Annotated in this window: 17 protein-coding genes, 1 tRNA gene and 2 pseudogenes; 15 read left to right on the top strand and 5 right to left on the bottom strand. The window is 61.4% G+C overall.

Features of this window, described 5'->3' with window-relative positions:
* The first annotated feature begins 445 nt into the window (after nucleotides 1–445).
* The 4 genes and pseudogenes from NLY44_RS00060 to NLY44_RS32885 form a co-directional block, all read left to right on the top strand.
* On the top strand, nucleotides 446–1,090 hold the full coding sequence (locus NLY44_RS00060) for a hypothetical protein (RefSeq protein WP_023705515.1): 645 nt from the start codon (nucleotides 446–448) through the stop codon (nucleotides 1,088–1,090).
* 326 nt (nucleotides 1,091–1,416) lie between these two features.
* Nucleotides 1,417–1,767 carry a hypothetical protein gene (locus NLY44_RS00065; protein ID WP_286456387.1) on the top strand — a complete coding sequence of 117 codons (351 nt, stop codon included), beginning with the start codon at nucleotides 1,417–1,419 and terminating at the stop codon, nucleotides 1,765–1,767.
* A gap of 158 nt (nucleotides 1,768–1,925) precedes the next feature.
* Nucleotides 1,926–2,135 (top strand): hypothetical protein, encoded by a 210-nt coding sequence (locus NLY44_RS00070; RefSeq protein WP_023705513.1) that lies wholly within the window; start codon nucleotides 1,926–1,928, stop codon nucleotides 2,133–2,135.
* Nucleotides 2,136–2,295: 160 nt separating this feature from the next.
* Nucleotides 2,296–3,285 (top strand): annotated as a pseudogene (locus NLY44_RS32885) (recombinase family protein); the annotation flags it as partial.
* A gap of 576 nt (nucleotides 3,286–3,861) precedes the next feature.
* Here NLY44_RS32885 and NLY44_RS00085 read toward each other — a convergent pair.
* Nucleotides 3,862–3,936: transfer RNA gene (locus NLY44_RS00085), tRNA-Gln, on the bottom strand.
* A 110-nt stretch (nucleotides 3,937–4,046) separates the two neighbouring features.
* A complete protein-coding gene (locus NLY44_RS00090; RefSeq protein ID WP_023805756.1) occupies nucleotides 4,047–4,391 on the bottom strand; it encodes a VOC family protein in 345 nt (114 codons plus the stop codon).
* Between the two features lie 215 nt (nucleotides 4,392–4,606).
* Here NLY44_RS00090 and ppdK point away from each other — a divergent pair.
* The 3 genes and pseudogenes from ppdK to NLY44_RS00105 all read left to right on the top strand — a co-directional run bounded on the left by ppdK (nucleotide 4,607) and on the right by NLY44_RS00105 (nucleotide 9,447).
* A pseudogene (gene ppdK / locus NLY44_RS00095) lies at nucleotides 4,607–7,311 on the top strand (pyruvate, phosphate dikinase).
* A gap of 175 nt (nucleotides 7,312–7,486) precedes the next feature.
* Nucleotides 7,487–8,587 carry a glycosyltransferase family 9 protein gene (locus NLY44_RS00100; protein WP_023805754.1) on the top strand — a complete coding sequence of 367 codons (1,101 nt, stop codon included), beginning with the start codon at nucleotides 7,487–7,489 and terminating at the stop codon, nucleotides 8,585–8,587.
* An 89-nt stretch (nucleotides 8,588–8,676) separates the two neighbouring features.
* Nucleotides 8,677–9,447: a polysaccharide deacetylase family protein gene (locus NLY44_RS00105; RefSeq protein WP_050485822.1), complete on the top strand. Its 771-nt coding sequence runs from the start codon at nucleotides 8,677–8,679 to the stop codon at nucleotides 9,445–9,447.
* 165 nt (nucleotides 9,448–9,612) lie between these two features.
* Here NLY44_RS00105 and NLY44_RS00110 read toward each other — a convergent pair whose 3' ends face one another.
* A complete protein-coding gene (locus tag NLY44_RS00110; protein WP_023805753.1) occupies nucleotides 9,613–10,002 on the bottom strand; it encodes a DUF427 domain-containing protein in 390 nt (129 codons plus the stop codon).
* A gap of 159 nt (nucleotides 10,003–10,161) precedes the next feature.
* Entirely contained in the window at nucleotides 10,162–10,521 is a 360-nt protein-coding gene (locus tag NLY44_RS00115) for a hypothetical protein (RefSeq protein WP_023670697.1), read from the bottom strand.
* A 312-nt stretch (nucleotides 10,522–10,833) separates the two neighbouring features.
* Here NLY44_RS00115 and NLY44_RS00120 point away from each other — a divergent pair, with 312 nt between their 5' ends.
* Together NLY44_RS00120 and NLY44_RS00125 are read left to right on the top strand one after the other, a co-directional pair.
* The gene (locus NLY44_RS00120; RefSeq protein WP_023703205.1) at nucleotides 10,834–12,462 is read left to right on the top strand and encodes a fatty-acid--CoA ligase; all 1,629 of its coding nucleotides are present in this window, start codon (nucleotides 10,834–10,836) and stop codon (nucleotides 12,460–12,462) included.
* Nucleotides 12,463–12,584: 122 nt separating this feature from the next.
* Nucleotides 12,585–13,367 (top strand): DUF1499 domain-containing protein, encoded by a 783-nt coding sequence (locus NLY44_RS00125; protein ID WP_023703206.1) that lies wholly within the window; start codon nucleotides 12,585–12,587, stop codon nucleotides 13,365–13,367.
* 2 nt (nucleotides 13,368–13,369) lie between these two features.
* Here NLY44_RS00125 and NLY44_RS00130 read toward each other — a convergent pair whose 3' ends face one another.
* Nucleotides 13,370–14,278 carry an MBL fold metallo-hydrolase gene (locus NLY44_RS00130; protein WP_023692735.1) on the bottom strand — a complete coding sequence of 303 codons (909 nt, stop codon included), beginning with the start codon at nucleotides 14,276–14,278 and terminating at the stop codon, nucleotides 13,370–13,372.
* Nucleotides 14,279–14,395: 117 nt separating this feature from the next.
* Between NLY44_RS00130 and NLY44_RS00135 the strand changes: the two genes are divergently transcribed.
* The 6 genes from NLY44_RS00135 to NLY44_RS00160 all read left to right on the top strand — a co-directional run bounded on the left by NLY44_RS00135 (nucleotide 14,396) and on the right by NLY44_RS00160 (nucleotide 19,604).
* Nucleotides 14,396–14,989: a biotin transporter BioY gene (locus NLY44_RS00135; protein WP_023703207.1), complete on the top strand. Its 594-nt coding sequence runs from the start codon at nucleotides 14,396–14,398 to the stop codon at nucleotides 14,987–14,989.
* A 272-nt stretch (nucleotides 14,990–15,261) separates the two neighbouring features.
* Nucleotides 15,262–16,143 (top strand): glucose-1-phosphate thymidylyltransferase RfbA, encoded by an 882-nt coding sequence (gene rfbA / locus NLY44_RS00140; protein WP_023698135.1) that lies wholly within the window; start codon nucleotides 15,262–15,264, stop codon nucleotides 16,141–16,143.
* A 1-nt stretch (nucleotide 16,144) separates the two neighbouring features.
* Nucleotides 16,145–16,699 (top strand): dTDP-4-dehydrorhamnose 3,5-epimerase, encoded by a 555-nt coding sequence (gene rfbC, locus NLY44_RS00145; RefSeq protein ID WP_023670703.1) that lies wholly within the window; start codon nucleotides 16,145–16,147, stop codon nucleotides 16,697–16,699.
* Nucleotides 16,700–16,724: 25 nt separating this feature from the next.
* Nucleotides 16,725–17,819, top strand: a complete 1,095-nt coding sequence (gene rfbB / locus NLY44_RS00150; protein ID WP_023725246.1) for a dTDP-glucose 4,6-dehydratase — start codon at nucleotides 16,725–16,727, stop codon at nucleotides 17,817–17,819.
* Complete coding sequence (gene rfbD / locus NLY44_RS00155) at nucleotides 17,816–18,745, top strand: dTDP-4-dehydrorhamnose reductase (protein ID WP_023735563.1); 930 nt, start codon at nucleotides 17,816–17,818, stop codon at nucleotides 18,743–18,745. Before rfbB ends, rfbD begins: the two co-directional genes overlap by 4 nt.
* A 124-nt stretch (nucleotides 18,746–18,869) precedes the next feature.
* The gene (locus NLY44_RS00160) at nucleotides 18,870–19,604 is read left to right on the top strand and encodes an ABC transporter permease (RefSeq protein WP_245263838.1); all 735 of its coding nucleotides are present in this window, start codon (nucleotides 18,870–18,872) and stop codon (nucleotides 19,602–19,604) included.
* Nucleotides 19,605–19,626: the final 22 nt, after the last annotated feature.

A 19,626-nucleotide genomic window follows, 5' to 3' on the forward strand; every position in this document is an offset into this window, starting at 1 on the left:
TTGGCCGCTACGCGTCTCGCCCCAACTCGACGCCATCCCACCAGACGTTACTTCATTCGTAGTCGATCACGGTCGCCGCAACCTCACGCCCGGATGATTGCCATTCGTAAATTCAACACCCTCGGCCTCAAGAACAGCACGGATTTTGTCCTGGGTTTCATCGGAGACGACGGCGGCGCGCTCACTGTCGCTCTCACATCGTTTTACCGTCGGAATAGAAACACCAGCCCTACGGGCAAGCTCCGATTGTGAGAGAGCTATCAATGCTCGAGCCGCTCGCATTTGTGCTGCTGTTACCAATTTCTATTTGATCCCTTTAGATCATTGCGTTATGATCCAAAGGTATCAGTGGATACCCTTGGCCTTTGGTCTGGGGCGCGGCTAGACGCGGTGTTGACGCACCATGCCTAGCCTGACCACGCCTAAGCTTCTGGGAGCTCGGATCATGGCTGATTCCGACAATAACACGACTTTGCCTTTCGTCACGCGCAGGAAGGTGCTTGCGGGAACAGCAATCGCAATGGCGGCGACACAGGCTACATCGTTTGCTCGCAGCGACTTGGAGGGTGATGACGCCATTGATCCTGCTGTGTCGGTGTGGAGACGATGGCAGGCGGCTTGGGAGGAGACTGAACAACTTTGCAATCAGCAGCAGCGGTTGGAGAGGGTACTTATCGAGACCGTTGGTTTCCCTTGCACGACAGTGAAGTTGTCCGACGGCGAGAGCGTGACCGTTCACTCTCTTGGAGCCCTCCAAGAATTGCTGCGTGTTCGTCCGGCGAACACAGTAGCCCGCGCTCGGGCTGAAACCGAAATCGTAGCCCATCAGGCGCGCTGGGATGCCGCCGGTAGGGAGATTGGTTATTCGACATCGTTACTTACGGAGTGCGAAGCTGCCGAGCGCGCGCAGGCATTGCTCGAACTTTTATCCCAGGTTCCTGCTACGTCACTGGCTGGTATAGCCGCTAAGCTAGATGCAGTGCTTAGGGAAGGGGAGTATTCGCTACACGACGGTGAATCCCCGTGGCCACAGATCCGCTCGGCTTTGGACGATATAGCTCGGATCAGGGAGCAGAAAGTCACGAGCTGAAACCTCGGCACTAAGGTTCCGAATCGCGATCATTCGGCGGTTTGGTGATTTTCGCCCGGGCTTACCGAGACAAACTCTCTCCACATGGAGCGACTGATGCAGTTCCGAAAGGCATTTGCGGAGCCAGGACGCCCCCGCGTCTTCAGCGCGTCGGCAAACCATGGAACCGAGAGTAGCCCGCACCCTGCTGATCAATATGTCGGCAGGCAGATCGCTGCGGTTCGCGTGCAGTCGGACGTATCGCAGGCCCAGCTTGCCCGATCCATAGGCATCAGTTTCCAGCAGCTTCAAAATATGAGAACGCGAAAAACCGCGTGAGTGCCTCCATGCTCTACGAGATCGCTAGTTCACTGGCCGTCCCGGTCAGCCGTTTTTTCGGAGGCCTACCGGGCAATGAGACTGACCGTGACGTTCCCACGCTACCGGTCGATGAGCGCATCAATTTTATTGCCAGCGCGGAAGGCCGACGCCTGATTGAAGGGCTGGTGCAACTTCATCCACGGGTGCGCAGCCGTGTGTCGGCCTTGATCTCCGCATTGGGGGAGGAACTGGCAGTCGTAGACCCAAAGCAGGAGAGCGTAGCGTCTGCCGGACCCAACCCGGACGAACGCCGGTTTGTTAGATGTTTCCTTTTCGAAGGTCGGGAGTGCTCCTTTCATCACAGCCTCGTTGTTTAGCAGGCGCTGGGAGTGCCAGAACCCCGGAATGACCCCCGGAAGCGAAACGGAAGTAGAAAAGGAAACGGGAGCGTACATAACGGTCATGCGAGATTACGCAGATTTCGACGATGCTTGCTCTGACCGCGCAATCGCGCGTTCGAAACCGGGCAAGTGCAATGAAGGCAACACACAGAGATGCCGGTCGGCAGATCGAGCCCGGCCCATCTTCTCGGACGCGCGCTGTCGACGACGCCTTTCTCGAGCGAACCGTTCAACTCTTCGAGGCACGCACCGGTCGTTCGCTATCCAAGGAAGATGCGCGCCAGATCGTGGAAAACGTCAGCGGGTTTTTTCGCATCCTTGCCGAATGGCACAAGATGGATTGAGCCGAACTGACCCGCGCCTGATATCGCGCTATGACTCTTGCCCGTCTCAAATGACACGAGAGAACCGGTTCGGCCGACTGCAGGTTCGCACGTTGTGGCCAGTCCTGACCGGGCGACATGTTAATCACACGCGCCGTTTCGTGACCGCGAAGGAGCGGAGATGAAGCTGATCGACAAGCGACTAGCACCGAAGGCGAAGCCCGGCAGCTTGGTGAAAGCGCTGCTTTATGCGCGCGTGTCCTCAAAAGAGCAGGAGAAAGAAGGCTTTTCGATCCCGGCGCAATGCAAGTTGCTGAGAGAATATGCTCTTCAGCGGCAGTTTGGCATTGTTGAGGAATATGTTGATGTCGAGACCGCCAAGAACACCGGGCGGACCAACTTCGGCGAGATGGTCAAATATCTGCGCAAGCATCCTGGCGTACGCGTCATCCTGGTCGAGAAGACCGATCGCCTCTACCGCAACCTCAAGGATTGGGTGACTCTCGACGAACTCGATGTCGAGATCCACCTTGCCAAGGAGGGCGTGGTGCTGTCGCGCGACTCTCGATCCTCGGAAAAGTTCATGCATGGCATCAAGGTGCTGATGGCCAAAAACTACATCGACAACCTTTCTGAGGAAGCCCGGAAAGGGCAGATGGAAAAGGCGGAGCAGGGCATCTGGCCGTCCAAGGCGCCGCTCGGCTATCTCAACGTCACGGCCAAGAACGGCAAGAAGGTCATCGAGCCGGACCCGGTGGTTGCGCCGGTTGTCACCAAGCTGTTCGAGCGGTACGCGACTGGCCTGTATTCACTCAAGGCGCTCACGAAGGCGGCGCATTGCGACGGCCTCATCCATCCAAAGAGCGGCAATCCGGTACCGGTCAGCACCGTGCATACGATTTTGCGCAATCGGCTCTATACGGGCCTGTTTCAATGGAATGGCAGGCTGCACCAGGGCAAGCACGAGCCGCTGGTATCGATCGACCTCTGGGAACGGGTCCAGGGCGTTCTGGCAGGCCGGCATGCGACGCCTATCCATTCCTATGGTTATGAATTCGCCTTCTCGGGCCTCATGACCTGCGCTGATTGCGGCTGTGCGGTCGTGGCGGAGGTCAAGAAGGGGAAATACATCTACTACCACTGCACGGGACATGCCGACAAAGGCCGGGGCGGCTATGCCGACTGTCGCCGCAAATATGTTCGCGAGGAGGTGCTGGATAAGACCTTTGCGGGGCTCCTGGACCAACTCCATTTCGATGAGGAGGTGCTGGAATGGGTACGGGACGCGTTGAAGGCGAGCCATGCAGACGAGCGGCGGGAGCAGGAACAGGCGATTGAGCGGTGTCAGACTCAGTACAAGCGTCTCGAAGATCGCCTCAACGCTATGTACCTGGACAAGCTCGACGGCCGCATCGACAATGCCTTCTATGACCGCATGTCGGCGCAATGGCGCGTCGAACAGACGCGTCTAATGCGTGAGATCGAGCGCCACGGCGAGGCGCAGGAATCATACATGGATGATGGAATCCAACTGCTCGAACTGGCCCGCAACGCCAGCCAAATGTTCACTCACCAGGCCCCAAATGAGAAAAAACGGCTTTTGAATCTGGTGCTGTCGAACTGCGAATGGAATCGCGGCGAGGTCCGCGCGATGTTCAGGCAACCGTTTGATTTACTTGCGCAAACGGCCGCGTCTGCGGCAGCTGCACAAGCTGGTGGGGATGTGTCGTTGACGAGGCATCCAATTTGGCTGGGGCGCCAGGATTCGAACCTGGGAATGTCGGTACCAAAAACCGATGCCTTACCACTTGGCGACGCCCCAGCAAGCGAGCTTTGCCCGTTGCGCGCGGCCTTATAAGACGAGCGGCACGAAAGCTCAATGCCGAGTTGGCCACTATGCAAAACTGATCCACCGCTTCGCGCGGGGAAGCGCTATTCGCCCCAGACCGCCAACTCCTTGCCGGCGGGATCGGTGAAATGGAACCGCCTGCCGCCCGGGAACGAGAATATCGGCTTGACGATCGTGCCGCCGGCGCTTTCGACAACGTCGAGGGTTGCTTCCAGATCCTGCGAATAGAGCACCGGCAATGGTTTCGCCGGAGCCTCGCCTGCATCGGCCTGGAAGCCGCCATCGAGCCCTTCGCCGAAGGCTGAATAGGTCGGCCCGTAATCGGTGAACGACCACGAGAAGGCGGCGCTGTAGAAAGCCTTGACGCTGTCCAGCGTCGCGCCGGTCGCGGGCAGTTCGAGATAGTCGAGTTTTCCGTTGAGTTTCATCACGCTGCTCCCAACTTGTTCCCTATATGTTCTATATCCTGGGCAGCGATCCGGCAAGTCTTTTCGACGCAGCTTTTGCTTAATCGATTGTAGTCGCCAGGCTTCGCTGCCACACCTTGCCTTTCGCACTGCAGCATAATAACGCTCGGGTCGGAACGCGGGGGAACCGGGTCTTGGCCCCGGTGTTCTATCTTCCGAGGACTTGGAGGGCGAGCATGACCAAATGGGTCTACACCTTCGGCGATGGCGCCGCGGAGGGACGTGCGGGCGACCGCAACCTTCTCGGCGGCAAAGGCGCCAATCTGGCCGAGATGTGCAGTCTTGGCCTGCCCGTGCCGCCGGGCTTCACCCTCACCACCGAAGTCTGCAACGCCTATTACGCCAATAGCAACAGCTATCCGGCCGCGTTGCAGGCCGATGTCGTCAAGGCGCTGGACCATATCGGGCAACTGACCGGGCGCCGTTTCGGCGATCCGTCGAAGCTGCTTCTGGTCTCGGTCCGCTCCGGGCCAGGGCCTCGATGCCGGGCATGATGGACACTGTGCTCAATCTCGGCCTCAATGACGAGACGGTCGAGGCGCTGGCAGCCGATTCCGGCGATGCCCGCTTTGCCTATGACAGCTACCGCCGCTTCATCCAGATGTATTCCGATGTCGTCATGGGTCTCGACCACGAAGTGTTCGAGGAAATCCTCGAGGACCAGAAGGCCAGCCTCGGCCACGAGCTCGACACCGAACTGACAGCGCAGGAATGGCAGAGCGTCATTGCCCTCTACAAGGCCAAGGTCGAGGAGGAGCTCGACAGGCCGTTTCCACAGGACCCGCACGAGCAGCTGTGGGGGGCGATCGGCGCGGTGTTTTCCAGCTGGATGAACAACCGCGCCATCACCTACCGGCGCCTGCACGACATCCCGGAAAGCTGGGGCACGGCGGTCAATGTCCAGGCCATGGTGTTCGGCAATATGGGCGAGACGTCAGCCACTGGCGTCGCCTTCACGCGCAACCCCTCGACCGGCGAAAAGATGCTCTACGGCGAGTTCCTGGTGAACGCACAGGGCGAGGATGTCGTGGCCGGCATCCGCACGCCGCAGAACATCACCGAGGCGGCGCGCATTGCCGCTGGCTCCGACAAGCCGTCGCTGCAGAAACTGATGCCGGACGCGTTTCGCTCCTTCGTCGACATCTCCGACCGCCTGGAACAGCACTACCGCGATATGCAGGACCTCGAATTCACCATCGAGCGCGGCAAATTGTGGATGCTGCAGACGCGTTCCGGCAAACGCACCGCCAAGGCGGCGCTGAAGATCGCCGTCGAAATGGCGCGCGACAAGCTGATCACGACGGAGGAGGCGGTCGCCCGCATCGATCCGGCCTCGCTCGATCAGCTGTTGCATCCGACCATCGACCCCAAGGCCGCGCGCGATGTCATCGGCGTCGGCCTGCCGGCTTCTCCGGGCGCCGCGACCGGCGAGATCGTCTTCTCGTCCGCCGATGCCGAGGATCTGAAGACGCAAGGTCGCAAGGCAATCCTGGTGCGCATCGAAACCAGCCCCGAAGACATTCACGGCATGCATGCTTCAGAAGGCATCCTGACCACGCGCGGCGGCATGACCAGCCACGCCGCCGTGGTCGCGCGCGGCATGGGCAAGCCTTGCGTTTCGGGCGCCGGCTCGCTGCGTGTCGACTACAAGGCCGGCACGCTGATGTCGATGGGCCAGACCTTCCGCAAGGGCGACATCATCACCATCGATGGTAGCAACGGCCAGGTGCTGAAGGGCGCCGTGTCGATGCTGCAGCCGGAACTGTCGGGCGATTTCGCCGCCATCATGGAATGGGCCGATGCGGTGCGCCGCATGAAGGTGCGCACCAATGCCGAGACGCCGCTCGATGCGCGCATGGCGCGCTCCTTCGGCGCCGAAGGCATCGGCCTCTGCCGCACCGAGCACATGTTCTTCGACGGCGAGCGTATCGTCGCCATGCGCGAGATGATCCTGGCCGATACCGAGAAGGACCGCCGCACCGCGCTTGCCAAGCTGTTGCCGATGCAGCGCTCGGATTTCCTCGAACTGTTCGAGATCATGGCCGGCCTGCCGGTGACGATCCGGCTGCTCGATCCGCCGCTGCACGAATTCCTGCCCAAGACGGAAGCGGAGGTGGCGGAGGTCGCCGCCGCCATGAACGTCTCGCTCGACAAGCTCAGGCAGCGCACCGAAGCCCTGCACGAGTTCAACCCGATGCTCGGCCATCGCGGCTGCCGCCTCGCCGTCTCCTATCCCGAGATTGCCGAGATGCAGGCGCGCGCCATTTTCGAGGCAGCCGTCGAGGCCGGCAAGAAAGCCGGCGCGCTGGTCGTTCCCGAGATCATGGTGCCGCTGGTCGGCCTGGTGAAGGAGCTCGACTACGTCAAGGCGCGCATCGATGCGGTCGCCAAGGCTGTCATGGACGAGACCGGCGTCAAGATCGACTATCTCACCGGCACGATGATCGAGCTTCCGCGCGCGGCGATCCGCGCCCACGTCATCGCTGCTACGGCCGAGTTCTTCTCCTTCGGCACCAACGACCTCACCCAGACCACTTTCGGCATCTCGCGCGACGATGCGGCGTCCTTCCTCGAGACCTATCGGCAGAAAGGCATCATCGAGCAGGACCCGTTCGTCTCGCTCGACATCGAGGGCGTCGGCGAACTGGTGCGCATGGCTGCGCAAAAGGGCAGGGCGACACGGCCCGACATCAAGCTCGGCATATGCGGTGAACATGGCGGCGATCCGGCCTCGATCCGCTTCTGCGAAGAGGTCGGCCTCGACTATGTCTCGTGCTCTCCCTACCGCGTGCCGATCGCAAGATTGGCCGCAGCCCAAGCCGCGGTGCAGATTGCCAAAACAGCAGTGCCGCGCCCCAAAAAGAGCGCCGCGGCATCCTGATTTCGACACAGTCCTTTCGGTATCGATGAAACGGCCACCCGTGGGTGGCCGTTTGGCGCTAAGCTTACGATTTTGTAAGCAAATTCACGCTGATGTGCGCGCCCCAACACGCAATCCCGACATCGTTTCTTCCCAATTTCACGGCCCCCCAACCCGCCCGGTGCCGAGAAAAAAGATGTTACAGATTTCGCCCAGACCCTTCCGCTCGATCTTGATTATCCAGACCAAGTTCATCGGCGATATTGTTCTGTCCTCCACGCTCGCCAAGAACCTGCAGCTCGAATATCCCGGTGTCAGGATCGTCTTTCTCTGCGAGGCGCGCCTCGCCAGTTTCGTCACCGCGCACGGCATCGCCGCCGAGGTCGTCAGCTTCCGCCGCGCCGCCATGCGCGGCACCCCGCTGGAGCGTGGGCGCGAGCTCTATTCTATGATCAGCAAGCTGCGCCAATTCCGTTTCGACCTGACCATCGACCTCACCGATTCAAAGACATCGCGGCTCATCGTCAGGTTCCTCAACGCCAGCACCCGCATCGGCTACAATCCTCCTGAAAGGCCGCTGCGCTGGCATGAGCGCCAGCCCGCCAATGTCTTTGCTGAGCCGTTCGGTTTTGGCGAACGTCACTATCTCTACCGCTACCTTTCGCCGCTCGAGCCGCTCGGCGTCGGCCTGCGCGTGCGGGTGCCGTCGATTCGGCCATTGCCGATGGAGACGGCGAGGGCCCAGGCATTGCTGGACAAACACCATTTGCGGCCAAACGGCTTTGTCGCGGTGCATGCCGGCGCCAGTTTTCACGGCCGGCGCTGGCAGCATGAACGCTTTGCCGCCGTGATCGACACGATTTCGCGCGAAACCGGACTGGATTTCGTACTCGTCGGCGGCCCTGACGAGCGCAAGCCGGCCGAGCAGATCCTCGCCAGTGCCGCGTCGATCATCAACCTCGTCGGCGCGCTGTCGCTGGAAACGCTGCTGGCGGTGTTGCAGCAGGCGCGGCTGTTTGTCGGCAATGAGAGCGGCCCCATGCACATGGCAGCAGCGGCCGGAACGCCGGTTGTCGGCCTTTTCGGCCTGACCAGCCCGGCCGTCTGGGGACCGGTCGGCGTGCCCAGCCTCGCCTTGCAGCCATCCATGCCGTGCAATTGCGTGGCGGGCAGCCTGTGCAATCCGCTCGATCCCAGCAAGGCCTGCTGCGTCTGGCGCCTCGAGGTCGAACCGGTCGTCGCGGCCGTGCGCGAAGTCCTGTCACGCACGCATGTGGAACTGGAACACGCCGTCTGACGGTGCGCGGCGGTCACATTGTCGGGATATCAGCTTTCTCACGGCCACTATCCCGATTTCCGCCTTGTTGCGGGTCCTGGGATGCGGCTATGACAGCGCCGATTCTCAGACAAGACAGGCATCCCTTGCAAAAGCTGTTTTGCGCCTTGGCGCTATCTATCGTGGCCGTGTCCTCGGCCCAGGCCGCGCCGCTTGTCGAGCCGGCGCTGCATCTGAAGGCTGAGGACGGTAGCAGTGTCGGCCGCGTCGCGCTTACGCTCGACGCCTGCGGCGGCCAGACCGATACGAGGATCCTGTCGGCGCTGGTGGAGAACCGGATTCCGGCGACGATCTTCGTCACCGGTATCTGGCTGAAGCGCAACGCCGCCGCCGTCGAGATCATGCGCGCGCATCCGGACCTGTTCGAACTGGAAAACCATGGCGGCCATCACATCCCGGCCGTCGACACGCCGCGCAAGATCTATGGCATCCGCAGCGCCGGCAGCCCGGAAGCGGTGCAGGCCGAAGTCGAATCGGGCGCTGCCGCTCTCGCTGGCACCGGCGAGCCGGCGCCGAAATGGTTTCGCGGCGCGACCGCCGAATACAGCCCGTCGGCTATCGCCATGATCCGCAAGCTTGGCTTCAAGGTCGCCGGCTTTTCGATCAACGGCGATGGCGGCTCGTTGCTCGGCGCAAAAGAAACCGCCCGGCGCATCGCCGCCGCCAAGGATGGCGATGTCATCATCGCCCACATCAACCAGCCGACCCACGCCGCCGGCGAGGGCGTCGTGCAAGGTCTGCTCGCGCTGAAGGCCAAGGGGCTGATGTTCGTGCGGCTGGATGACGCCGACGGTGTCGGCAACGACGGGACGACTGATTAGGCTTAGGCGGCGGCAGGCAGTTTCATCGCCTTTGGACTGACGTCGCCGACATTTGAGATTAGCCGAGGCCTCTAAACTTCGTCATCCCAGGATGAAACAGGAGCGAAGCTCCGTCGCCAAGACCCTGGGATGACGAAGCGAGCAACGGCGGCTTGAGTCGCTTGCTCAGGCCGGTGCTGCTTCGATAGTGACCCTGTTGGGATAGAAGGCGCCGTGGTCGCGAATCTCAGCCATTTCGTCGAAGGGCTGCTCATAGCCCCACATCGCGTCCTTGCCGGTCTCGCCGGCCGGCAGCACCCTCCAGTAGCTGGCGTCGCCCTTGTAGGGGCAGTGGGTCGACAGGGTGGTTTTGCCGAGCTGGGTGAAGTCGATGTCTTCGAAGGGGATGTAGAATGCCTGGCGGTAGGGCGGTTCGGACAGAAGCTTCGCCCGCGTCGATGAGGCGATCACCGTATCGCCGGCACGCACGACCACGGTACCGCGATAGGGTTCGACGGTGATGACCTTGCCGGGATTGCTCTGAAAGCCGGGGGCGGGGTTGGCGATCTGGTCCATGCGGGGTTCTCCTTGTTCGATTGGGAGCACAGTCCGATTGAGAGCGTGCGGGATGCTTCCCATGTCTCTAAAATGTGTCTGGAGAACCCGTTGCGCAAGCCTTCGCCAGTAGCCCAGAGCTGGCCTTCCGATCACTAAAAACGATCCCGCGTGGAATGCTCAGGCTGCGGTCTTGAACACGTCCATGAGGCCGGCATAGGCCGCGGCAATACCGGCTACCGGGTTGGTGCTTCTTGACGTCGTCTCGACCTTCAGTGGGCCGCCGCCTGTCGGCAAGGTGAGCAGCAGGAACTGGCGATTGCCGCCATCGCCGATCGATGCGGCGGCGACATGCTGGCCTTCGCCTTCGTTCTGGACGCACATTTTGAACAGCAGCGTGCCGCCGACCGCTTCAAGGGCGCCGCCGACCACCTCGACAAATTCGTCTTCGGAGACCTTTTTGGCCTCCGGCACGAGATCGGCCAGACTTGCGGCAAGCGTGTCTTCAAGCTCTTTGTCGTCGAGTTGAATATCGTCCAACTGCACGTCTTGGGCCTCGCTGTCATCCAGCTGCCTGTCGTCGATCTGCCTGTAATCGATCTGCTTGCCGTCGATCTGCTTGCCGTCGAGCTGCGTGTCCATGCGAACCTCTTTCAGTCGCCAATCCGCACCCCTACCCCGTTAACGAACCTTAACGTCGACGATGGCCGGATTGTGGCGGTTTTCCCCGCCTTTCGATCACTGCTTGCTTCAGCCGTTAACGGTTGGAGACGTCATGGCTGGACAATCCGTCCGTTCGTCCCACAATGGAACAAAAGACGGGAAAAACGAGGAAGCAATGGGAGGAACCAGATGCTCGGACTGATGCAGGAATGGCCGCTGCTCTGCCACAAGCTGATCGACAATGCCGAGCGGCAGCACGGGACGCGCGAGATCGTCTCGCGCTCGATCGAAGGTCCTGTCGTTCGCACCACCTATGCTGAAGTTCATCGCCGCGCGCTCAAGGTCGCTCAACGGTTGGAGCGCGATGGCTTTGTGCTCGGCGACCGCATCGCGACCCTGGCCTGGAACACGGCGCGCCACATAGAGGCCTGGTACGGCATCATGGGCATCGGCGCCATCTACCATACGCTCAACCCGCGTTTGTTCCCCGAGCAGATCGTCTGGATCATGAACAATGCGCAGGATAGAGGGATCTTCGTCGACCTGACCTTCATGCCGCTGCTGGAAAAGATCGCCGGCGCGGTCAAATCGCTGAAAAAGGTGATCGTCCTGACCGACAAGGCGCATCTGCCTGAAACGACGCTGTCGAATGTGGTTGCCTATGAGGACTGGTTGAACGAGGCCGATGGCGACTTCGCCTGGAAGGTTTTCGGCGAAAACACCGCAGCCGGCATGTGCTACACCTCCGGCACGACGGGCGATCCCAAAGGTGTGCTCTACAGCCACCGCTCGAATGTGCTGCATGCCATGATTGCTGCCATGCCCGACGCCATGGGCCTCTCCGCGCGGGACACGATCCTCCCCGTCGTGCCGATGTTTCATGCCAATGCCTGGGGCCTTGGCCAGAGCGCGCCGATGATCGGCGCCAAGCTGGTCATGCCCGGTTGCAAGATGGACGGCGCCTCGATCTACGAGCTGCTCGACACCGAGAAGGTGACCTTCAGCGCCGCCGTGCCGACCGTCTGGATGATGCTGCTGCAGCATCTGGAAGACACCGGCAAGAAGCTTCCCTATCTCAGCAAAGTCGTCATCGGCGGCTCGTCCTGCCCGCGCGCCATCATCAGGAAATTCCAGGACAATTACGGTGTCGAAGTCATCCATGCCTGGGGCATGACCGAAATGTCACCGCTCGGCACGCTGTGCACCATGAAGCCGCAGTATCAAGCGCTCGAGGGCGAGGACCGGCTCGATATCCAGGGCAAGCAGGGCTACCCGCCCTTCGGGGTCGAGATGAAGGTGACGGATGACGACGACAAGGAACTGCCTTGGGACGGCAAGACCTTCGGCCGGCTGAAGGTGCGCGGTCCAGCCGTCGCCAGCGCCTATTATGGCGGCGTCGGAGCCGAGCAGTTCGACAAGGACGGCTGGTTCGACACTGGCGATGTCGCCCATATCGATTCCGGCGGCTACATGCAGATCACCGATCGCGCCAAGGACGTCATCAAGTCGGGCGGCGAGTGGATATCGACCATCGACCTGGAGAACCTCGCCGTCGGCCATCCCGATGTCGCCGAGGCCGCGGCGATCGGCGTCCATCATTCGAAATGGGGCGAGCGGCCCTTGCTGGTCGTGGTCGCCAAGCCCGGCAAGGAGCCGAGCAAGGCCGATATACTGGCGTTCATGGACGGCAAGGTGCCGAAATGGTGGATACCCGACGACGTCGCTTTCGTCAGTGAAATCCCGCACACCGCCACCGGCAAGATCCAGAAGATCACCTTGCGCAAGCAGTTCAGCGACTACCGCCTGCCGACGGATTGACCGGGACCGTGCGTTTCCTTGACCTTCAAGCTACCGGCCGCAAAAACGTTAGGGCAGGGGATGTTCAATTTGAGCATCCTTTGCTCTAAGCGTCTGTGCGGGTTGGGGCGGTGCTGAAGACAATGGAAATTGACGAGCGGCAGACATCGAAGGCGGCCGGCTGGTCGCGGCGCACGGGCGCTTTTGCCCTGGTCCTGCTGCTCACCGTGCTGGCCGGCCATCATTTCGAACTGGTCGAAACGCCGGCCTTCCTGTGGGTGCTGGCGATCGTCGCCTTGCTTGCCGCGTTCGCTTTGCTGTTTGCCGGCCTCGCTTTGTCCCGGCTGTGGCATTTCGGTGACCGTGGCGGCCGCGACCTCTCGGTCGGCGCCCTGCTGGCGCTGCTGGTGCTGACGCCCTACGGCTTTGCCACCTATTTGGCGGCGACCACGCCGCCCCTGAGGGACATTTCGACGGACCTCGACAATCCGCCGGTGCTCGAGACCAGCGACCGCACCAAGGACATGAACGTGCTCGCGCCGCCAACGCCTGGCGAAGTGCGCCTGCAGGCCGACGCCTATCCGCTGGTCACCGGGCACAGCTACAATCTGCCGTTCGAAACCGTCGTCGACGCCGTTGAAACCGTGCTCGACCGCCGCGATTGGCAACTTACTGCGCCATATCCGGTGACGGACGGTCAAGACGAGGTGACGATATCGGCCGTTGCCCGGAGCTTCGTCGTAGGCCTGCCCGCCGACGTCGCCATCCGGGTCAGCAATGATGGCGACACCATCGTCGTCGACATGCGCTCAGCCTCCCGCTACGGCCGCTACGACCTCGGCGACAATGCGGCGCGCATCGTCGGGTTCCTCGCCGAACTCGACCAGGAGGTTGCAGGGCAGGTGGGTGCCGCGCCGGCTGAGTAGTTCTACCCCACCGGCACAAAAACGCCGTCGATGGCCGGGTCACCCTGGGTAGCAACCAGGCCGCGCGCCACCAGGTCCTCGAGATGGGCAAGCACCGACAGGCCGGCGGCGCCATGCAGGCGCGGGTCGGTGTCCCGGTAGATAGCCTTGACCATGTCCGGGATCGTCCGGTCGCTGTCGCGGATCCGTTCGAGGATCGCCCGTTCGCGCATCTTGCGATGGGTCTTGAGGCCGCGCATGAAGCTGCGCGGCGCGGTCACCGGGCCGCCATGGCCGGGCAGCAGCAGGCGATCGCCGCGCGCGATCAGCCTGTCGAGCGAGGCCATGTAGTCGGCCATCGCTCCGTCCGGCGGCGCCACGATCGATGTCGCCCACGCCATCACATGGTCGGCTGAAAACAGGATGCCGGTGCCTTCGAGCGCAAATGCCGCGTGATTGGCGGTGTGGCCCGGCGTCAGCACCGTCCGGATCGTCCAGTCATCGCCCTCGACCAGCGCATTGTCGGGCAACGCGATCTCCGGGACGAAAACCGTGTCGGCGCTGGCGTCGAGCGGGTTGATCTCGCCGATCCGCAGCGGCCTTGCCGGGCGGTGCGGGCCTTCGGCCAGTACAATAGCGCCGGTGTGCGCTTTCAGCCGGGCGGCCAGCGGAGAATGGTCGCGATGCGTGTGGCTGACGAAGATATGGCTGACCGGCCGGTTTGCGATCACCTTGAGCAGCGTCTGGAAATGCGCCTCGTCATCGGGGCCGGGATCGATCACCGCCAGCGTATCGCGCCCGACGATGTAGCTGTTGGTGCCGTGAAAGGTGAACGGGCTGGGGTTTTTGGCGGTGACGCGCAAGACGTCCGGCGCAACGGTGACGCCCTCGCCATATGCCGGATCGAAGCTGGTGTCGAATTTGAGCGCCATGGCGGTGTCGTTGAATCTCTGTTCAGGAAGACGGCAAAACTGATTGCCGCATAACACGGAAGCCAATATAGAAAAACGCAAGGCCGCGATCTGCGGCAATCCGGATTGGGGAAGACCATGGCACTTGCAACGACGATGCGCCCGCTTGTTTCTCTCGCTTTGCCCCAGGAGGGCGCGCAGCGCCTGGCAACCCAGCTTTTGCTGGCGATCGCCGGAACGCTGCTTTTGACCCTGTCGGCCAAGACGAAAGTCGTGCTCGGGCCGGTCGACATCTCGCTGCAGACGCTGGCCGTCCTGCTGATCGCCACTGCATTTGGCCTGCGGCTTGGCGTCGCTACCCTGCTTCTCTACATGGCCGAAGGCGCCATGGGCTTCCCGGTCTTCCAAAGCACGCCTGAAAAGGGCATCGGCATCGCCTACATGATCGGCGGCACCGGCGGTTATCTCGCCGGCTTCGTCGTCATGGCGGCCATTGTCGGCTGGGCCGCCGACCGCGGCTGGGACCGCCACCCGATCAAGTTGTTCAACGCCATGCTGGTCGCCGAAATCGTCATGATGGCCATGGGCTTTGCCTGGCTGGCCACCCTCATCGGCGCGGAAAAGGCGTGGCAGTTCGGCGTTTTGCCGTTCGTCCTCGGCGACCTGATCAAGGTTGCGCTCGCCGCCAGCCTGGTGCCGGCGGTATGGTCGCTGCTGCCCAAGCAGCCCTGAAACCGGACAAATGAATGAGCCGGCGGGTCCAAGGCCCGCCGGCTTTTTGTTGTCACGCGTCCGCCAGCCGATGGTGCAAGCCGGTTGCCAAATCGCCACGCCCATTTGCACCGTCAGCTTGTGCCTGGTCGGTCAAATTGCCGCGAGGCGGCAGATGCAGAGTAATTCTGGCGCCGATCCACGGCCGAGATTGAATTGACAAGCCATTGCGCGAAACCTAAGCACGGGCAACTTGATTTCGAGGCGGGGGCCGGTAATTCAAGGAGAGCTTGTTGAAGGGAATAATCCTTGCAGGAGGCAGCGGGACGCGTCTGTATCCCCTTACATTAGCGATCTCTAAGCAGATTCTGCCGATATACGACAAGCCGATGATTTTTTATCCGCTGAGCGTCTTGATGCTCGCCGGTATCCGCCAGATTTTGATCATTTCGACACCTCGCGACTTGCCGGTGTTTCGGGAGTTGCTGGGCGACGGTTCGGAATTCGGGGTCGAATTCTCCTATGCCGAGCAGGCGCAGCCCAACGGGCTTGCCGAGGCCTTCATCATCGGCCGCGACTTCATCGGCAAGGATAATGTGTCAATGATTCTCGGCGACAACATCTATTTCGGCGAGGGCCTGTCGCAGCTCTGCCGCACTGCTGCGCAGCGCCAAAGCGGCGCGTCGGTGTTCGCCTACCATGTCGAGGACCCGCAGCGCTACGGCGTGGTGTCGTTCGACAAGCTCAGCGGCACGGCTTTGACGATCGAGGAGAAGCCGCGGGAGCCGAAGTCCAACTGGGCGGTCACCGGCCTCTATTTCTACGACAATGAGGTCGTCGACATCGCGTCGACGATCAAGCCCTCGGCGCGCGGCGAACTCGAGATCACGGCGGTCAACAACGTCTATCTCGAGCGCGGGAAATTGCATGTGCATCAGCTCGGCCGCGGCTATGCCTGGCTCGACACCGGCACGCATGACAGCCTGCATGAAGCCTCTTCCTTCGTGCGCACGATCGAGCACCGCCAGGGGATCAAGGTCGCCTGTCCTGAAGAAATCGCTTTCGAGCAGGGCTGGCTGACCGCCGACAAGGTGCTTGAGCGCGCCACGCGCCTGGGCAAGAACGAATACGCCGCCTATCTGCGCCGGCGTGTCACCGAGCTGACGGAGACATAGGGTGCTGGAAGTCAGGCAGCTCGGTTTGGACGGCGTGCTGGAAATCGTGCCGAAGCGGCACGGCGATGCGCGCGGTTATTTCATCGAAACCTGGAATGCCGAGGCCTTTGCCGAGGCCGGCATCGATCTGCGTTTCGTCCAGGACAATCATTCCTATTCGGCTGCCGCAGGTGTCGTGCGGGGGCTTCACTATCAACTGCCTCCACACGCGCAGGACAAGCTGCTGCGCGTAATCAGAGGCCGCATTCTCGACGTGGCGGTCGACATCCGCCGCAGCTCGAAAACCTTCGGAAAATGGGTCGCGCTCGAAATATCGGCCGAGAGAGGCAACCAGATCCTCGTGCCGAAGGGTTTCGCGCACGGTTTCGTCACGCTCGTGCCGGACACCGAGGTTCTGTATAAGGTCACCGACACCTATTCGCCGGCGCATGATCGATCGATCCGTTTCGACGATCCTGATATCGGCATCGATTGGCCGTCGCCGGCCGGCGCCTTCGAGCTCTCGGCCAAGGACCTCAAGGCGTCGGCGCTTGCTGAGGCCGAGGTGTTCGCATGACGCGCGACGATGTGAGGAGAGCGCCATGAATTTTCTGGTGACAGGCGGTGCCGGCTTCATCGGCTCGGCCGTGTGCCGGCATTTGTGCGCCAATCCGGCCTACCATGTGACCAATCTCGACAAGCTCACCTATGCCGGCAATCTGGCCTCGCTGCGCACCATCGAGAATGCACACAACTACAAATTTGCGCAGGCCGACATCTGTGACGAGCGGGCGGTTCTCGACATCCTCCACCGCGACGAGATCGACGTCGTCATGAACCTCGCCGCCGAAAGCCATGTCGACCGCTCGATCGACGGACCCGGCGCCTTCATCGAGACCAACATCGTCGGTACCTACCGGGTGCTGAATTCGGCGCTCGAATATTGGCGCGGCCTTGACGAGGACAGGAAGGCGCGCTTCCGCTTCCACCATGTCTCGACCGACGAGGTGTTCGGCGATCTGCCCTTCGATGGCGGCATGTTCGTGGAGGAGACGCCTTACGCGCCATCCTCGCCCTATTCCGCCTCCAAGGCCGCATCCGACCATCTGGTGCGGGCCTGGTACGAGACGTACGGCCTGCCGGTCGTGCTCTCCAACTGTTCGAACAATTACGGGCCTTATCACTTCCCCGAAAAGCTGATCCCGCTGGTCATCCTCAACGCGCTCGACGAAAAGCCGCTGCCGGTCTACGGCGCTGGCGCCAATGTGCGCGACTGGCTGTTCGTCGAGGATCACGCCCGTGCTCTGGAACTGGTCGCCACAAAGGGCCAGCCCGGCGAAAGTTACAATGTCGGCGGCAATTCCGAGCGTACCAACCTTGGCGTCGTCGAGACGATTTGCGGCCTGCTCGACATCAGGCGTCCGCGCAGCGGCGGCAGGAGCTACCGCGATTTGATCAGCTTCGTCACCGATCGGCCCGGCCACGACCGCCGCTATGCAATCGATGCCTCCAAGATCGGCCGGGATCTCGGTTGGGCGCCGGCGGAGAGTTTCGACAGCGGCCTTGCAAGGACCGTCGACTGGTTCCTCGACAACAAATGGTGGTGGGGACCGATCCGCGAGCAGCGCTACGCCGGCGAGCGGCTGGGGCAAGTCCGGTCGCGCGGCCAGGTTGAAGGCAGGAAGGGCGCGGCGTGAGGCTGGTTGTCACCGGACGCGACGGTCAGGTCGCTGCCAGCCTGCTGGAGGCCGGGCAGAGGCGCGATGGCATCGAGGTCGTCACCCTCGGCCGCCCAGTGCTCGATCTGGCGCGGCCCGATACGGTGTTCGACGCACTCGCGGCAGCGCGGCCGGATATCGTGGTGTCGGCTGCCGCCTACACCGCCGTCGACCAGGCCGAGGACGAGCCCGATCTTGCCTTCGCTGTGAACGCCGTCGGCGCCGGCAAGGTCGCCGAGGCGGCCGCGAAGCTCGGCGTGCCCGTAATCCATCTGTCGACCGACTACGTCTTCGATGGCACCAAGGACGGCGCCTATGTCGAGACCGACGCCACCGCACCGCTCGGCGTCTACGGCGCCTCCAAGCTTGCCGGCGAGCTGGCCGTGGCCGCCGTCAATCCGCGCCATCTGATCCTGCGCACCGCCTGGGTCTACAGCCCGTTCGGCAAGAATTTCGTGAAAACCATGCTGCGGCTGGCCGGCGACCGCGACGAGATCGCCGTGGTCGCCGACCAATGGGGAAATCCGACATCCGCACTTGATATTGCCGACTCGATCCTGCATGCGGCGGCGGTGTTGCGCGGCGACGACAGCTTCGACGGCTATGGGATCTACCATCTCGCCGGAGCCGGAGACGTCAACTGGAGCGGCTTTGCACGCCACATTCTGGAGGCAAGCCTGTCACATGGCGGGCCGTATGCTGCGGTACGGGATATTACGGCGCGCGACTACCCGACCAAAGCGCGTCGCCCGGCTAATTCGCGTCTTTCGACGCAAAAATTCACAGCCGCATTCGGATCGGAGGCACAGGGGTGGCAGCAATCGACAGGGCTTGTGGTGCGCCGCATCTTGCAAGCCCAGCCGGCAGCATGGAAAGACGTAGCGATTGTGTCTGTTAAGCGATGAAACAGCTTGTCGCTATCTTTATGTCGGCCGAGTCGCCATATCGCGGCGCCTTCATGTCTGTCGCGGAAATTACCAAGCCTGAGCAAGTTACACTGAAGGAAGTATCATAATGTCGGGTGTATCAATGGTTTGGCTTCGGCTCGCGCAGTTTGACATACGGCTTCGTTACCGGAATTCGACTTTCGGGCCTTTCTGGATTACGCTGAACACGGCAATATTTGCCCTTTCAGTTGGGCTTCTATATGCTGTCTTGTTTAAGCAGCCTATCAGGGAGTTCATACATCACTTGGCTACGAGTGTAGTCTTGTGGCAATTTCTATCTGGAGCAATAATTGAAGGTTCGGAAACTTTAATTGGATCTCACGATCTTCTTCTAAATACGAAGATCCCGCCGGCCTCATGCATATTTCGTTGTGTCTCTAAGAACATAATAATATTGATGCACAATGTGCTAATTATATTCATAACTCTAATTATTGCCTATCCGAACTCCGGCTTGAACATACCAATGTTCATCGTCGGAACCGCGCTGTTGGCTGCCCATGCCGCCTGGATATCGACCATCGTAGCGATTGTTTCTGTGCGATACAGAGACGTTCCGCTGATCACCGCTGCCGTTATGCAGCTTCTGTTCATGCTTTCGCCGATTATCTGGACGGCAAAGGTTCTCCCTACCAGCTCTCCGTTCCTGGTCTACAATCCTGTCGCCTACATCATCGATGCAGCGCGAACTCCACTGATGAGCGACGGCACCGACTACATGAGCGTGCTCGTGTCCGCCATTATTGCCGGCGCGGGGAGCATCGCCGCCTATCTTCTCTATCGAAGGACGGAGCACCGAATTCCGTACTGGCTTTGAATTCTGACGCCGTCACACAATT

Source organism: Mesorhizobium sp. C089B, assembly GCF_030323125.1.
In the GTDB taxonomy this organism is placed as follows: Bacteria; Pseudomonadota; Alphaproteobacteria; order Rhizobiales; family Rhizobiaceae; genus Mesorhizobium.

Bases quoted from the DNA above. Each gene is read 5' to 3' on its own strand.
- NLY44_RS00060 (WP_023705515.1), top strand. From the start codon at position 446: ATGGCTGATTCCGACAATAACACGACTTTGCCTTTCGTCACGCGCAGG.
- NLY44_RS00065 (WP_286456387.1), top strand. From the start codon at position 1,417: ATGCTCTACGAGATCGCTAGTTCACTGGCCGTCCCGGTCAGCCGTTTT.
- NLY44_RS00070 (WP_023705513.1), top strand. From the start codon at position 1,926: ATGAAGGCAACACACAGAGATGCCGGTCGGCAGATCGAGCCCGGCCCA.
- NLY44_RS00090 (WP_023805756.1), bottom strand. From the start codon at position 4,391: ATGAAACTCAACGGAAAACTCGACTATCTCGAACTGCCCGCGACCGGC.
- NLY44_RS00100 (WP_023805754.1), top strand. From the start codon at position 7,487: ATGTTACAGATTTCGCCCAGACCCTTCCGCTCGATCTTGATTATCCAG.
- NLY44_RS00105 (WP_050485822.1), top strand. From the start codon at position 8,677: ATGACAGCGCCGATTCTCAGACAAGACAGGCATCCCTTGCAAAAGCTG.
- NLY44_RS00110 (WP_023805753.1), bottom strand. From the start codon at position 10,002: ATGGACCAGATCGCCAACCCCGCCCCCGGCTTTCAGAGCAATCCCGGC.
- NLY44_RS00120 (WP_023703205.1), top strand. From the start codon at position 10,834: ATGCTCGGACTGATGCAGGAATGGCCGCTGCTCTGCCACAAGCTGATC.
- NLY44_RS00125 (WP_023703206.1), top strand. From the start codon at position 12,585: ATGGAAATTGACGAGCGGCAGACATCGAAGGCGGCCGGCTGGTCGCGG.
- NLY44_RS00130 (WP_023692735.1), bottom strand. From the start codon at position 14,278: ATGGCGCTCAAATTCGACACCAGCTTCGATCCGGCATATGGCGAGGGC.
- NLY44_RS00135 (WP_023703207.1), top strand. From the start codon at position 14,396: ATGGCACTTGCAACGACGATGCGCCCGCTTGTTTCTCTCGCTTTGCCC.
- rfbB (WP_023725246.1), top strand. From the start codon at position 16,725: ATGAATTTTCTGGTGACAGGCGGTGCCGGCTTCATCGGCTCGGCCGTG.
- NLY44_RS00160 (WP_245263838.1), top strand. From the start codon at position 18,870: ATGGTTTGGCTTCGGCTCGCGCAGTTTGACATACGGCTTCGTTACCGG.